The sequence below is a fragment of the Hominisplanchenecus sp. genome, from assembly GCF_046967715.1.
Classification (GTDB): domain Bacteria; phylum Bacillota; class Clostridia; order Lachnospirales; family Lachnospiraceae; genus Hominisplanchenecus; species Hominisplanchenecus faecis.
Genome location: NZ_JBKVNQ010000061.1, coordinates 1 through 15253, shown reverse-complemented (window position 1 = coordinate 15253; position 15253 = coordinate 1). Strand labels below are relative to the sequence as shown.

The 15253-nt window shown below is 47.2% G+C and carries 15 protein-coding genes; 1 reads left to right on the top strand and 14 read right to left on the bottom strand.

Annotation, left to right across the window (positions count from 1 at the left end; translation table 11 throughout):
• The 8 genes from smc to pta all read right to left on the bottom strand — a co-directional run.
• A partial coding sequence (gene smc, locus ACLTL4_RS09200; protein ID WP_412320449.1) for a chromosome segregation protein SMC occupies positions 1-3145 on the bottom strand: 3145 nt, incomplete at its 3' end.
• 3 nt (positions 3146-3148) lie between these two features.
• Positions 3149-3847, bottom strand: a complete 699-nt coding sequence (gene rnc / locus ACLTL4_RS09195; protein ID WP_022119334.1) for a ribonuclease III — start codon at positions 3845-3847, stop codon at positions 3149-3151.
• A gap of 87 nt (positions 3848-3934) precedes the next feature.
• Positions 3935-4165, bottom strand: coding sequence for an acyl carrier protein (acpP, locus tag ACLTL4_RS09190; RefSeq protein WP_022119333.1), 231 nt, complete (start codon positions 4163-4165; stop codon positions 3935-3937).
• A gap of 15 nt (positions 4166-4180) precedes the next feature.
• Positions 4181-5200 carry a phosphate acyltransferase PlsX gene (gene plsX, locus ACLTL4_RS09185; protein WP_022119332.1) on the bottom strand — a complete coding sequence of 340 codons (1020 nt, stop codon included), beginning with the start codon at positions 5198-5200 and terminating at the stop codon, positions 4181-4183.
• Between the two features lie 142 nt (positions 5201-5342).
• Positions 5343-5525 carry a 50S ribosomal protein L32 gene (rpmF, locus tag ACLTL4_RS09180; RefSeq protein WP_022119331.1) on the bottom strand — a complete coding sequence of 61 codons (183 nt, stop codon included), beginning with the start codon at positions 5523-5525 and terminating at the stop codon, positions 5343-5345.
• A 3-nt stretch (positions 5526-5528) separates the two neighbouring features.
• Complete coding sequence (locus ACLTL4_RS09175; protein ID WP_022119330.1) at positions 5529-6056, bottom strand: YceD family protein; 528 nt, start codon at positions 6054-6056, stop codon at positions 5529-5531.
• 241 nt (positions 6057-6297) lie between these two features.
• Positions 6298-7485, bottom strand: coding sequence for an acetate kinase (locus ACLTL4_RS09170; protein WP_412320448.1), 1188 nt, complete (start codon positions 7483-7485; stop codon positions 6298-6300).
• Positions 7486-7514: 29 nt separating this feature from the next.
• Entirely contained in the window at positions 7515-8510 is a 996-nt protein-coding gene (pta, locus tag ACLTL4_RS09165) for a phosphate acetyltransferase (protein ID WP_022119328.1), read from the bottom strand.
• Positions 8511-8792: 282 nt separating this feature from the next.
• On the opposite strand from pta, the gene ACLTL4_RS09160 reads away from it, so the two are divergent.
• The gene (locus ACLTL4_RS09160) at positions 8793-10073 is read left to right on the top strand and encodes a nucleotidyltransferase family protein (protein ID WP_412290833.1); all 1281 of its coding nucleotides are present in this window, start codon (positions 8793-8795) and stop codon (positions 10071-10073) included.
• A gap of 77 nt (positions 10074-10150) precedes the next feature.
• Here ACLTL4_RS09160 and ACLTL4_RS09155 read toward each other — a convergent pair whose 3' ends face one another.
• The 6 genes from ACLTL4_RS09155 to ACLTL4_RS09130 all read right to left on the bottom strand — a co-directional run.
• Positions 10151-11491, bottom strand: coding sequence for an MATE family efflux transporter (locus ACLTL4_RS09155; RefSeq protein ID WP_173897836.1), 1341 nt, complete (start codon positions 11489-11491; stop codon positions 10151-10153).
• A 23-nt stretch (positions 11492-11514) separates the two neighbouring features.
• Positions 11515-12879 (bottom strand): PFL family protein, encoded by a 1365-nt coding sequence (locus tag ACLTL4_RS09150; protein ID WP_147631278.1) that lies wholly within the window; start codon positions 12877-12879, stop codon positions 11515-11517.
• A gap of 26 nt (positions 12880-12905) precedes the next feature.
• Positions 12906-13178: an ACT domain-containing protein gene (locus ACLTL4_RS09145; RefSeq protein WP_022119324.1), complete on the bottom strand. Its 273-nt coding sequence runs from the start codon at positions 13176-13178 to the stop codon at positions 12906-12908.
• A 42-nt stretch (positions 13179-13220) separates the two neighbouring features.
• Complete coding sequence (locus tag ACLTL4_RS09140; protein WP_147631277.1) at positions 13221-14018, bottom strand: MBL fold metallo-hydrolase; 798 nt, start codon at positions 14016-14018, stop codon at positions 13221-13223.
• Positions 14005-14634 carry a dephospho-CoA kinase gene (gene coaE, locus ACLTL4_RS09135; RefSeq protein ID WP_330592743.1) on the bottom strand — a complete coding sequence of 210 codons (630 nt, stop codon included), beginning with the start codon at positions 14632-14634 and terminating at the stop codon, positions 14005-14007. The genes ACLTL4_RS09140 and coaE overlap by 14 nt, the downstream gene beginning before the upstream one ends.
• Before the next feature lie 17 nt (positions 14635-14651).
• The coding region (locus ACLTL4_RS09130; protein WP_412320447.1) for a DNA polymerase at positions 14652-15253 on the bottom strand (602 nt) is incomplete at its 5' end.

Genomic DNA, 15253 nt, shown 5'->3' with positions numbered 1-15253 from the left:
CCGCCTGGTCAAATTCCACCTGGATCCTGGCAAAATTCTCCCGGAACTGCTTCCGCATCCCTTCATCCAGCTCCAGAATGATCTCTTCTAAAGCTTTCTCTGCTTTGATGAGATCATCGTGCTGATTCTGAAGAAATCCATGCCGCTGTGACATCTCTTTGTAATCTTCGATCGCATTGACGTTGATGTTGCCCATCTGGCGGATCGCTGCTTTGATCTCCTCGATCCGTTTTCTGGTCTGCTTCTGATCCATGCCGTTTTCGTTCCGGAACGCAGCAGCTTCCGAAGGTGTCACCTGATATTCATCCCAGATCTGACTGATCCGCTCTTCTTTTTGACTTTCAAGCTTTTCCTGCATGGATGCAAGCCGGAAGTTTTCTTTGTCCAGATCTGCGATCTGCCCGGAAAGCTCCTCCCGCCTTGTAAAAAAGGTTTTCTGTGCCGCACTTTTCTCTTCTTTTTGTGCCTGAAGCTTCTGTAGCTGCCTGCCATGATCGCGTCCATGGTCTTTCGTACCTGCAATGCGGCTTTCAATCTGCCGGATCTGTGCTTCTTTTTCTGCAATGACATCCAGACTTTCCCGCTTTTTCTGCCCGATCTCTTTTTCTTCTTCCCTTAGATTTCGGATTTCTTTTTCGATACGTTTGAGATTCTGCCCTGCAAATTCTTCTTTCTGTCCGGCATTTGCAAGCTCCAGATGCAGCTTTTCAATGCGGGCATTCTGCTGCTCCAGCTCCGCCCTCTGGACTTCCTGTTCTTTCTGCCATCCCAGGATCTGTTCCTGCAGCTGTGCTTCTCTTTTTTCAGACTCTTTCACAGCTTCTTCGATCTGTTCTTTTTCCCGGCTGATCTGCTTTAATTCGCCGTCTAACTGGGCAGATTCTTCCTGAAGCCTTGTCAGCTCTTCTTTGGATTCTTCCCGTTTTTCTTCCATCTGGCGGATCTCCATGCGTGCCGTATTCTGAGAAACATAGGCTTTCTGAAGCTTTTCATTCAGAATTACAACTGTTTCGCGATGTTCATTCCTTTTTTTTCGGTTTTCATCGACTTCCAGCTGCAATTCTTTCCATTCTTTTTCCAGTGCCTGTACTTTCTTTTGCAGCTCTTCAACTTCTCTTCTGCGTCCCAGAAGATTGCTGCTGTTGCGGTAGGCACCACCTGTCATGGAACCGCCCGGACTTAAAGACTCTCCTTCCAGCGTAACGATCCGCAGAGAATAGTGATATTTCCTGGCAGCTGCGATCGCATGATCCATATTGTCTGCGACAAATGTCCTGCCAAGAAGGTATTCCACCAGTGCACGGTATTTCTCTTCTGTCCGGACCAGAGTGCTCGCAACGCCCAAAATCCCCGGCTCTTTCACGGCATCTTTGTTTCCTGCATTTCCTTTTCTTCCAATAGCAGTCAGCGGAAGGAAGGTAGCCCGGCCATATTTGCCACGTTTCAGAAATTCGATCATGCGTTTTGCGGTCTCTTCCCTGTCCGTCACAATATTCTGGATACTGCCGCCAAGTGCCGTTTCGATCGCCGTCTCATAAGAAGATTCTACTTTGATCAGATCGGCTACAACGCCGAGGATCCCCGGATTTTTGTCTTTCTGCTCCATCACCTTCCGGATACTGTTTCCGTATCCATCATAGCGTTCTGTTAAATTGCTCAGTGTCTCAAGCCTTGATTTCTCCCGGTGATAGAAAGACTGTTTCTGTTCCAGTTCCCGGTTCTGCCCTGCCAGTTTCTGCTGGAGCTGTTCAATCTTATCTTCCTGCTCTTTGCTTTTCCGGATCTGTTTTTCAATCTCTTCCGATACCGTTTCGTAGGCAGTCTGATATTCCTGAAGCGTCTCCTGCCATCTGGCATCTTCGCTACCGATCCGCAGGAGCTTTCCGGTTACTTCTGCTTTTCGGATCTGCATCTGTTCCTGCATGGTATCGTATCGCTGAACATTTCCTTTCACCGAAGCACGCTGATTCAAAAGTGAAATGATTTCATTTTTCCCGTCCTCGATCTGCATTTCCAGATGGGAGAGCATCGCCGTCGTCGCATCCGCTTCCAGGCAACAGTCCGCTTCCGTCAAAGAAACCTGCTCCTGTTTTTCCTTTGCAAGCAAAAACGCCTGTTGCTCCGCTTTTCTCTGTTTTTCTTTTCCGGAAAGTTCGCTCTCGATCACGCTCTTTCGCTCTTTTAAACGGACTTCCTGATCCTCCTGTGCCCGGATCTGCTCTTTCAGGACTTCGATCTGTCCGGTGAGCTGCTGGTGGAGCAACTGACTTTGCCGCTCCTGTTCCCGGATCTGCTCAATCCGCTCTTCCAGCTCCTCGATCGCTTTTTCTTCTGTTTCATAATGGACGCGGATCGTCTCGTATTCTTTCTTTATATCAGAAAGCTGCTCTTCTGCAATCTTTCGTTTTTCATCCAGATTCGCAAGTTCTGCTTTCCGCTGCTCCATTTCCAGCAGGAACAGATGCAGATCGATCTTTTTTAATTCTTCTTTTTTCTTCAGGTAGATCTTTGCCTGTTCTGCCTGATGCTGAAGCGGAACCAGCTGACGCTGAAGTTCCGAGAGAATATCGTTTACGCGGACAAGGTTCGCTCTTTCATCCTCCAGCTTTTTCACGGCTGCCGCTTTTCTTCGTTTGAACTTGACAATTCCGGCTGCCTCATCAAATAATTCTCTTCGATCTTCCGGTCTTCCGCTTAAGATCTTTTCGATCTGTCCCTGGCCGATGATGGAGTAACCCTCTTTTCCGATACCGGTGTCGTAGAAAATCTCCTGAATATCTTTCAGACGGCAGGAAGTTCCGTTTAAACGATATTCGCTCTCGCCGGAGCGGTAGACGCGGCGGCTGACCGTCACTTCCTCATAATCCACCGGCAGTTTGTGGTCGGCGTTGTCCAGTGTGATCGAAACCGACGCAAAGCCGAGCGGTTTTCGATTTTCCGTACCGGAAAAAATCACATCCTGCATGTTGCTTCCTCGCAGCTGTCTGGCACTCTGCTCACCAAGTACCCAGCGAACCGCATCTCCTACGTTGCTCTTTCCGCTTCCGTTTGGCCCTACGATCCCGGTAATGCCATTATGAAATTTAAAATCAATCTTGTTTGCAAATGATTTGAATCCCTGGATCTCAAGACTCTTTAAATACATGTCTCAGGCATTTCCTTTCAGTTTGATAATGGCACGGTAAGCGGCTTCCTGCTCTGCTGCTTTCTTGGTCCTTCCCGTTCCTTCGCCCAGTGTCTTGTCGCCCACTACCAGACTTACCACAAATTTCTTATCATGATCCGGCCCGATCTCTCCTGTCAGCACATACTCGATCTCTTTGCCTTTATAGTCACTCTGCACGATCTCCTGCAGAATAGTCTTGCTATCATAAAAGAGCTTTTTATGTTCGATATCCTTTAGAATAAATTTATGGATAAACTCCTTTGCACTAGCAAAACCACCATCCAGATAGATAGCTCCTATTACACTCTCCATAGCATCAGATACGATAGAATCCCGGTTTCTTCCGCCTGTCCGCTCTTCTCCCTTGCCAAGGAAAAGATAGCTTCCGAGGCTGATCTCGTGCGTACACAGTGCCAGCGTCGGTTCACATACAATGCTGGCACGGAGTTTTGTCATTTCGCCCTCAGCCATATCCGGGTAATTGTAAAATAAATACTCACTGCTGATGATCTCCAGAACCGCATCGCCAAGAAACTCCAGACGTTCATTGTCTTTGAGTCCTTCGTGCCTGTGTTCGTTTGCATAAGAACTGTGTGTGAGAGCCTGCTTAAACAAGGTCTTATCTTTGAAGGTATAGCCAATCTTTCCTTCCAGCTCTTTTAAATCTTTTGTCTGTTTCATCTTGTTCCTCGCTTTCTGTTTCAGTCGGATATACAGAAGGTGCTGACTTGCAGCACCTTCCCATCTGTCGTTATCGTCAGACCCCTTTTAATTTAATGCACTTTTGATTGCTTCTACTGCATCACCGACAGAAACGATCTTTTCTGCTTCTTCATTTGGAATCTCGATATCGAATTCTTCTTCAATCCCCATGATAATCTGGAAAACATCCAGGGAATCTGCACCAAGTTCATCTACAAAGGTGGTATCCAGCGTAATTTCGTTTGCATCTACGTTTAACACTTCTGCGATGATTTTTGCTAACTTTTCAAATTCCATAATAAAATACCTCTCTTATCCTTTTTGGTCTTCTTTTATAATATTTTCTCTGATTTTCTGATTGATCTCCTGTTTTGTGAACTGGACACACTGAAGGATGGAATTTTTCACTTCCACTGCCTTTGAACTTCCGTGTGTCTTTACGACCAGTCCGTTCAAACCTAAAAGCGGTGCTCCGCCATACTGGCTGGCATCAAAAGATTTGAGCGTTTCTTTCAATGCAGGTTTTACCAGTAATGCACCGATTTTGGAACGCAGGCTTGTCATCATGCCCTGCTTGACTTTACTGATCAGAGTTGCACCGACACCTTCGTAAAGTTTCAGGATCACGTTTCCCACGAACGCCTCACAGACGATCACATCGCACACTCCCTGCGGAATGTCGCGTGCCTCCACACTTCCGATAAAATTGAGCTCTTTGCATTCTTTGAGCAATGGAAACGTCTCTTTTACAAGTGCATTGCCCTTTTCCTCTTCCGCACCGATGTTGACCAGCCCGACTCTCGGATTTTTGACTCCCATAACATTTTCCATGTAGATGGAACCGATCTTTGCAAACTGCACCAGATGGGAAGGTCTGGCATCCACGTTTGCCCCACAGTCGATCAGGAGAGAAACTCCGTTCTTTGTCGGAATAAGCGGTGCCAGCGGCGGTCTTTCAATTCCTTTGATCCTGCCAACGATCACCTGACCTCCTACAAGGATTGCTCCGCTGCTTCCTGCAGAAACAAACGCATCTGCTTCTTTCTGCTTGACCATATTCATACCTTTTACGATCGAAGAATCTTTTTTCCTGCGAATTGCCATGACAGGCGGTTCGGCCGTTTCGATCACTTCTTCGGTATGCACGATCTCCAGCCTTTCTTTTGGAAAGGTGTATTTTGAAAGCTCGGCTTCGATCACCGGCTTTCTTCCCGTCAGGTAGATAAAAATATCTTCTCTGGCGTTCAGTGCTTCTACGGCACCTTTGACGATTTCTCCGGGTGCGTTGTCTCCGCCCATGGCATCTACAACCACCCTGACCATATCCTGCATAGTTTTTCCTCCTGTTGCAATTCCTAATATACTAGAGTGCGATATAAAAATCAACCTAAAATTTTTGCAGATCCTTTCATAAAAAATCAGGGACCAAACAACATCAAATTGTTCAATCCCTGATTCTATAGCATCTATGCAATTAGTCTTCAACTGCAACGATTTCTTTTTTGTTATATGTTCCGCAGTTTTTGCAAACTCTGTGAGACATCATCAGTTCACCACATTTGCTGCATTTTACCAGATTCGGAGCAGTCATTTTCCAGTTTGCTCTTCTCTTGTCTCTTCTTCCTTTGGAAGATTTATTCTTTGGACAGATTGACATGGCTTACACCTCCTTAAATTTATTGAAGATATCACGGATCTGTGCCATTCTGGGATCTAAATCTGTATGATCACAGTCGCAGGTCCCATGATTCAGATTCTTACCGCATATACTGCAGATTCCTTTACAGTCCTCTTTGCACAGCACACGAAGCGGCCAGTTCACCAGAATCTCGCTGTAGACCAGCTCATCCACATCCAGGTCATATCCATGTATATACGCGCATTCATCGAGCGCTTCCCGTCGTTCTTCTTCGGTAAGATTCATGTCGATTTTCTTCTCAAAATCAAGCTCAAACTCTACCGGAACTTCCTCCAGGCAACGTCCGCAGGGAATCAGAATCGTAAGATCCATCCTGCCCTGTATTAACAGATTCCGCTTTCCTTTGTTCGTAAGAACCAGTGAAACCGGAGTCTTTCGGGTAATCGGATACTTGCCGAGCTTCATCTCAAATGTATCCGGACCGAAGTCTGCATCTACCCGCAGTATCTTTCCATCGTCTTTCAGTACATCGTTTAAAGCGATCTGCATAATATCCTCCTATCCACGCCTAAACTATTATATCCGTGCATCTGGCATTTGTCAACCCATTTTTTTGTTTCAGGTCGAACGCATGCAAGACCCGGCACGCGATCCTGTCAGTCCAGGCAATAAGAAACTGCCGCAAATCTCTTTGCAGCAGTTTCTTCTATTAAAAATATAAGATGATGTGGGTGTCAAAAGTAAATTTTGCCACTCATTGATGTATACGAATGATTCCGTACTCCCACAATTATACCAGAGCAACGGTCTCGCGGCAGATAGCCAGCTCTTCGTTTGTCGGGATAACTGCTACTTTTACTTTGGAGTCAGCAGCAGAGATCACGCAGTTGTCACCGCTCTTTGCATTTGCTTCTGCATCCAGAGTGATGCCAAGGTAACCCAGGTAGCTGCAGACTTTTTCACGTACAAGACCTACGTTCTCACCGATACCTGCTGTAAATGCGATCGCATCTACACCATTCATAGCTGCTACATAAGAACCAACATATTTTGCCACGCGATAGCAGAATACTTCGATTGCTGCGATCGCACGTTTGTTGCCTTCTTTTGCACCTGCTGTCAGGTCACGGAAATCACTTGACAGTCCGGAAATACCTTCCAGACCGGATTTTTTATTCAGAACGTTCATAACACCTGCGATGTCCAGGTCTTCTTTCTTTGCAATGTATTCCATGATCGCCGGATCGATATCACCGGAACGTGTACCCATTACCAGACCTTCCAGCGGAGTCAGACCCATGGAAGTATCTACGCACTTGCCGTCTTTTACGGCACTGATGGATGCACCGTTTCCAAGGTGGCATACGATGATCTTAGAGTTTTTCAGATCCATACCGAGGAATCTTGCTGTTTCTTTGGATACAAAGCTGTGAGAGGTTCCGTGGAAACCATATCTTCTCACTTTGTAGTTCTCATAATATTCATATGGCAGACCATACAGATATGCTTTTTCCGGCATAGTCTGATGGAAAGCGGTATCAAATACAGCTACCATCGGTACGCCCGGCATCAGCTCTTTACATGCATTGATACCGATCAGGTTTGCCGGGTTGTGCAGCGGTGCAAGGTCGTTACACTGTGCAACTGCTTCCAGAACCTCGTCTGTGATCACAACGGAAGAAGCAAATTTCTCGCCGCCGTGTACGATACGGTGACCGACTGCATTTACTTCTGACAGGCTCTTGATCGCACCTGTTTTGTCGTTTACCAGTGCATCCAGCACCATCTGGATCGCTTCTTTATGTGTTGGCATGGCTGCCTCTGTGATCTCCTTGTCGCATCCGGCTTTCTGGTAAACCAGTCTTCCGTCAATACCGATTCTCTCGCAGAGACCTTTTGCCAGAACATCTTCTGTATCCGAATTGATCAGCTGATACTTCAGAGATGAACTTCCGCAGTTGATAACTAATACGTTCATTTTAACATCCTCCTGATATGTAAATCTTATTATTTAGCCAGACACTGTACGGCTGTGATCGCTACAACACCTACGATGTCTTCTGCAGAACATCCTCTGGACAGGTCATTGACCGGTGCTGCGATACCCTGTGTGATTGGTCCGTAAGCTTCTGCTTTTGCCAGTCTCTGTGTCAGTTTGTATCCGATGTTTCCTGCATCCAGATCCGGGAAGATCAGTACGTTTGCTTTGCCTGCGATGTCGCTGCCCGGTGCTTTGGAAGCTCCTACGCTCGGAACGATTGCTGCATCCAGCTGGAACTCTCCGTCCAGTTTCAGATCCGGATACTGCTCTTTGGCAAGTCTGGTAGCTTCTACGACTTTATCAACATCTGCATGTTTTGCACTGCCTTTTGTAGAATGAGAAAGCATTGCTACGATCGGCTCTTTCTCTACCAGCAGTTCGAAAGAATCTGCAGAAGATCCTGCGATTGCAGCCAGTTCTTCCGGATTCGGGTTCTGGTTCAGACCGGAATCTGCAAAGATAAAGGTACCGTCTGCACCGTATTCGCAATTCGGAACGACCATCAGGAAGAATGCGGATACCAGTTTTGTACCTGGTTTTGTTTTCAGGATCTGCAGACATGGACGCAGTGTATCAGCGGTAGAATGGCATGCTCCGGATACCATACCGTCTGCATCGCCCATTTTTACCATCATTACGCCATAGTACAGATACTGGTTTAACAGGATTTCTTTTGCCTGTTCCGGTGTCATGCCTTTTTTCTGACGCAGCTCAACCAGCTTGTCGATGTAAGCCTGTGTTCTGTCGGAAGTAGCCGGGTCAACAACTACGGCTCCTGTCAGATCCAGTCCTTCACTTCCTTTTTTCACTGCTTCTTCGCTTCCGACCAGAATGATCTTTGCGATTCCCTCTTTCAGGATCTGTGCTGCTGCTTCATATGTTCTGCGATCCTCGGTTTCCGGTAATACGATCGTTTTGTTTGCTGCTTTTGCTCTTTCTTTGATTACGTCAATAAATCCCATGATTTCTGACTCCTTTCAGTATAATTCATTTCCATTCACAGTCTGTAATTTCACTGTGCCTGACTGTCCGTTTCGTTACAGACTGCGTTTACTTTCATTATATCGCCTGATTGTGGTATTTTCAACCAGAAATATGTATCTTTTTACAAACAAACCCTGATCCTCCCCCTCTTTGCCATAAAATTTTCACAAATATTGTCTTACCATTGTTTTTTTATCTCTTTACCTCTGTACTGCTTCATGCTATAGTTAGCAATCATAAATCCAAGGAGCGATGTTACCATGAAAACCATCAGCATTATTGCCGAATACAACCCTTTCCACAACGGCCATGCCTGGCAGATCGCGGAGGCGAAACGCCGTACCAGTGCAGACTTTGCCCTGATCGTGATGTCCGGAGATTTTGTCCAGAGAGGCGAACCTGCCGTTCTTGATAAATTTTCCCGCACCAGGATGGCTCTGCTTGGCGGAGCAGACCTCGTACTCGAGCTTCCGGTCCGCTATGCAGCCGGCAGTGCCGAATATTTTGCGAGGGGTGCCTGCTCACTTCTTGCCTCCCTGAATGTAACCGATACACTCTGTTTTGGATGTGAAACGGAAGATCCGGCTGCTTTTTCGGCTCTTTCTTCTCTTCTTGCAAACGAACCGGAAGCTTTCAGGCGATATCTCAGATCGTATCTTGCCGCCGGAAATTCATATCCGAAGGCACGGCTTCTGGCCCTTGAATCCTGTTTCTTTCCAGACTCTTCTCAAAGCTCTCCCAGATACGACTCACATTTTGCTTCTGACGCTGATCCTTTGAGTCCTCCGGGCAATCCTTTCTCTTTCAAAACAGCCACCGAGCTTCTTTCTTTCCCGAATAATACGCTCGGGCTCGAATACCTGATTGCCTGCAGACGTCTGAAGGCTTCATTTGATTTTCTGCCGGTCAAACGTCAGGGGGCTTCGTATCACAGTTCTCTGCCCCAGGGAAATTTTGCTTCCGCCACAGCGATCCGCAAAAATCCGGCTCTTGCCTGCGGATATATGCCGGATGTCTGCCGGGAATTATATGAACATGCTGTTTCAGGTCAGATGCTTCATTCTATTGATGATTACTCAGACCTTCTACACTATGCTCTTCTGATGCAGAAGGATTATACTGCTTTTCTGGACGTAAATGCAGACCTCTCGGACCGCATCCGCAAGCTGCTGCCACAGTACAAGTCTTTTTCTTCGTTTGTAAGCCTGTTAAAAACAAAACAGGTCACCGAGGCACGCATCCGCCGCAGTCTGCTGCATATTCTGCTTGGTATTCGAAAAAAAGAACGGCCGGAAGATCGTTTTGCCGGTCTTTCTTATGCAAGAGTTCTCGGCTTTCGCCAGAGTGCATTGCCGCTTTTCAGGGAGATCAAAAAAAGAAGCTCCATCCCACTGCTGACAAAAGCCGCAGACGCGAAAAAGCTTCTTTTACCATCCGAACTGGATGAATTTCTGTTAAATGTGCGTGCCAGCGACCTCTATCACATCACCGACCCCGGCGGCGGTTACAATGAATACCGCACGCAGATCATCCGTATTTAAACGCGATATATTCTTGCATCTATCATGTACTTTTTAACTGTGCAGTATCACGAATCATATGATATTCCGCTTTTCGCTCACTCGATCAGGCTACTTTTCTGCCATTTTCCGCTTAAGTAGCGTACAAAACCGATTGCAAAGCCGATGCCCCAGCCAATCGGGATCGACCACCAGATAGCCTTTGCACCGAGCATCCCGGACATGCTGTAAGCTAGGATCACACGGGAGCTTAAGTTGATCAGCGTTACCATTAAAAACCAGAGGATGTCTCCTGCTCCCCGCAGTACGCCGGTACAGGTATTCATGATACCCATCAGTGCATAGAACAGGCCGACCACACGCAGGTATTCGATGCCGGTGGCAATCGCCGCCTGATTGGAACTGCTGTCCATGAACAGCCCGACAAACACCTTTGCATATACAAGAAGGATCCCTGTCACGATCACACCGATCACGGCACTCATCAGAAGTCCGGCACGAAATCCTTCTTTTACCCGCTCCGGTTTCTTACCGCCGATGTTCTGAGCGGTAAACGTTGAGACGGCATTGCCCACGTTTACCATCGGCAGGATTGCAATGCTGTCAATCTTCGTTGCCGCTGCATAGCCTGCCATCACGGCTTCCCCGTAACCATTGACCAGTCGCTGTACCAGAAAAATCCCGATTGACACCATCGACTGCTGGAGCATGGACGGAACTGCCACATTGCAGACAATCTCCAGGATATGCAGATCAAAAATTCTGCTCTTTTGCTGTGTTTTCATTTTCTTCATGCGGGTACAAAGCCACAGAAACGAAACAACAACTGAAATTGCCTGAGAAATATCAGTGGCCAGTGCAGCTCCGGCTACGCCCATCTTCAGTTTTGTCACAAAATACAGATCCAGTACGATGTTGCAGACGGATGACAGTGCCAGAAATACCAAGGGGGACTTTGAATCCCCGATCGCATTGAACGATGCCGTCAGCATGTTGTAGAGGAAAAGAAAGACAAGGCCGCAGAAATAAATTTTCAGATAAAGAGATGCATCTGAAAAGATTTTCTGCGGGGTCTGCATAAACCGCAGGATCGCGTCCGTCCCGAAAATCCCGACCAGCATCAGGCACAGTGCGATCACAAAAGAGGCCAAAAGCACCGTCTGGATCGCTGTTTTCATTTCTCCATACCGTTTTGCCCCAAAATACTGGGAGATCACGACCGAAGAGCCGATGCTCAGTCCCGTGGCGATCGCCACAAAGAGAAACGTAATCGAAGAAGATGCACCGACGGCTGCCAGTGCATCTGCTCCCACATAATTTCCCACAATGATAGAATCAATAATATTATAAAGCTGCTGAAAAAGATTTCCGAGTACCATCGGCACTGCAAAGAAAAACAGCGTCTTCCCCGGATTTCCTTTTGTCATATCCTTTGCCATAACTCCACCTTGTGCTTTCCGGTTTAGTTCTTGAAGCTGTGGATCGGTGCCGGGATACGTCCCTTGCGGGATACAAATGCTTCACAGGAGAAGGAATTGACCGGCATAACCGGAGCATATCCGAGCAGTCCGCCAAATTCTACCATATCTCCAACGTCTTTTCCGATGACCGGAATCACACGCACTGCCGTTGTTTTCTGGTTGACCATACCGATCGCCATCTCATCAGCGATAATACCGGAGATGGTCGCTTCGCTTGTCTTGCCCGGAATGGCGATCATGTCAAGACCGACGGAGCATACACAAGTCATTGCTTCCAGTTTTTCCAGTGTCAGGGCACCGGCTTCTACCGCATTGATCATACCCTGGTCTTCGCTGACCGGGATAAAGGCTCCGCTTAAGCCGCCGACATAAGAAGATGCCATGACACCACCCTTTTTCACCTGATCGTTCAGAAGTGCCAGTGCTGCCGTCGTGCCAGGTGCTCCTGCATGTTCCAGACCGATCTCGCAGAGAATATCTGCAACGCTGTCTCCGATCGCCGGAGTCGGTGCCAGAGAAAGATCGATGATGCCAAACGGAATACCAAGTCTTCTGGACGCTTCCTGTGCAACCAGCTGGCCTACTCGCGTAACCTTGAACGCCGTTTTTTTGATCGTCTCGCACAATACTTCAAAACTCTCACCGCGTACCTGCTCCAGGGCAGTCTTTACAACGCCAGGACCGCTGACACCGACGTTGATGATCGCATCTGCCTCGGTCACGCCGTGGAATGCTCCTGCCATAAACGGGTTGTCATCCGGTGCATTGCAGAATACAACCAGCTTTGCACAGCCAAGAGAATCCTGCTCTCTTGTATATTCTGCTGCCTGTTTTACGATCTTGCCCATCAGGCGTACCGCATCCATGTTGATACCGCATTTTGTGGAGCCGACGTTGACGGAACTGCAGACACGCTCTGTAACAGAGAGTGCTTCCGGAATGGAGCGAATCAAATTCTCATCGCTCTTTGTCATGCCCTTTGATACCAGTGCGGAGTAGCCGCCGATAAAGTTGACGCCAACCTCTTTTGCGGCACGATCCAGTGTTTTTGCAATGCTCACATAATCTTCCGGACATTTGCATGCCTTACCGCCAACGAAAGCGATCGGTGTGATGGAGATTCGCTTGTTGACGATCGGAATCCCATATTCTCTTTCAATCTGCTGACCGGTTGCTACCAGATCCTTCGCAACGGTTGTGATCTTGCGGTAAATATTTTCATTTAATACTTCCAGGTCTGCATCGACACAATCCAGCAGGCTGATACCGAGCGTAATGGTACGAACATCCAGATTTTCCTGAGTGATCATCTTATTTGTCTCGTTTACTTCAAACATATTAATCATAATCGCTGTCCTCTTTCCGTCACGGTTTAAATACGATGCATCTTGTTAAAAATATCTTCGTGTTGGCAGCGGATGGTCAGTCCCATCTCATTTCCAAGCTCTTCCAGCCCTTTTGCCAGATCTGCAAATGGTTTTTCTGACTGGTTTGCATCGGTGATCATCATCATATTGAAAAATCCCTGCACGATCGTCTGTGAAATATCCAGGATATTTACGTTATTCTCTGCCAGATACGTGCAGACTTTTGCGATGATACCTACGGTGTCTTTTCCTACTACGGTTATAACGGTACGTTTCATTTTATCTTCCTTTCTGTCTGATATGCAGACTCCGCCCGCCCTTTAAAGGGCATAGAGCGGTGATATATGATCCCTCGCTGCCACTGCGATTGGAAAATCGCCGGCCTTGTAAGGATTATCACCCAATGTAACTTCCGCACATACGGTCTCGTAAGCCAGTGCCTCGTAATTATTCTCCCTGCTTAAATGTCCAAGCAGAATGGTTTTGATCCTGTCATTTAAAATCTCACAGAGCAGACGGCCTGCATTTTCATTTGACAGGTGCCCTCTGTTCCCGAGGATCCTCTGTTTCAGATAGTAGGGATAGCTGCCAACCTGCAGCATATGTATATCGTGGTTGGATTCGAGCAGCACGCCGTCAAGATCTTTCAGATGAGAAACAATCTTCTCATCGTAATAACCAAGATCCGTCACAACGGCAACCGATTTCTCTCCATTGTCCAGACGATAGGCAACCGGCTCGGCGGCATCGTGCGATATGGCAAACGGTTCCACCTCCAGATCTTCGATCTGAAATTTCCCATCTGCCCGGATCGTATGGAACAAATCTTCATCAATCTGACCAAGGCTGGTACTGTTTCTGATCCCGTCGATCGTACCTGCTGTCGCATAGATTGGGATATGATACTTTCTGGACATCACGCCCAGCCCTTTGATGTGATCCGAATGTTCGTGTGTGATCAGGATCCCCTTCAGCTCTTCCGGCTTCCGGTCGATCTCATGCAGTCCGTCCACGATCCTTTTTCTGCTGATCCCGGTATCGATCAGCACAGAAGTCTGATCAGAACCCACATAAATGCAGTTTCCGCTGCTTCCGCTTGCTATACTACAAAAATCCATGTTCTTTTAATCCCCTGTCCATTTGTTCAAATGTATTGTCTACAAAATCACTGCTGTTGTCAACCACAAATTGACAGGACTTTCGAAATACGCTGTCTTTTTGCTGATTTTTCAAAATATCATCTATTTTGCGGTCACTATAACCGCGGCTCTGTTTCAGACGTACGCGACGTGCCGCATCGTCCACATAAATATACCAGATCTCGTCACAGATCTCGTCGTAATGTTCTTCCAGCAAAAGAGCTGCCTCCACGACCACAAACGGCACACATGCCTTTTGTTTTTCCAGATAAACGGCAGTTCGAATGTATTCTTTCACTGCCGGATGAACGATCGCATTTAACATGGCAAGCTTTTCCTGATCTGCAAACACGATCGCACCCAGTTTTTTCCGGTCGATCTTCTGATCTGCCGCCAGGATCTGCTCTCCAAACAAAGAACAGATCTGCTTATAGCAGGAAGTATCCGGCTCCATCACCAGATGGCCGACCTGATCAGCCTGAATGACTTTTGCCCTGTATTTCTCCTCCAGATAGGCAAGGATCGTACTTTTCCCTGCCCCTACCTGTCCGGTAATCCCAAGTACTTTCATATATTTATAACCTGCTTTCTGCACTTTTTGCAATCTCCGGTCTATTTTGCCTCGTACCAGTTCTCTCCGGTATGCATATCGATCTCCAGGCAAACCTTTAAATTCGCCGCACCATGCATCTCCTCTGCAAGAATCTGTTTTACCATATCCAGCTCCTCTTTTGCCGCCTCCACAAGCAGTTCATCGTGCACCTGAAGGATCAGTCTGGATCTGAAATGTTCTGCTTTCAGCCGCTCATTGACACGGATCATGGCAATCTTGATGATATCTGCCGCCGTACCCTGGATCGGTGAATTCATCGCCACACGCTCCCCGAAAGAACGCTGCATAAAATTTGAAGAAGAAAGCTCCGGAACCGGTCTTCTTCTGCCAAACAGTGTCGTGACATAGCCTTTTTCTTTTGCATCCGTCACACTCTGATCCAGGAACTGTTTGATGCCCGGATACGTCTCAAAATATTTCTCAATATATTCTGCAGCTTCTTTTCTGGAGATGCTCAAGTCCTGACTTAAGCCAAAGGAGCTGATACCGTAGACAATGCCGAAATTAACTGCCTTGGCATTTCTTCTCTGCAAAGGTGTCACCTCAGCAAACGGCACATGGAACACCTGGGAGGCCGTGATCCGGTGGATGTCCTGAGCTT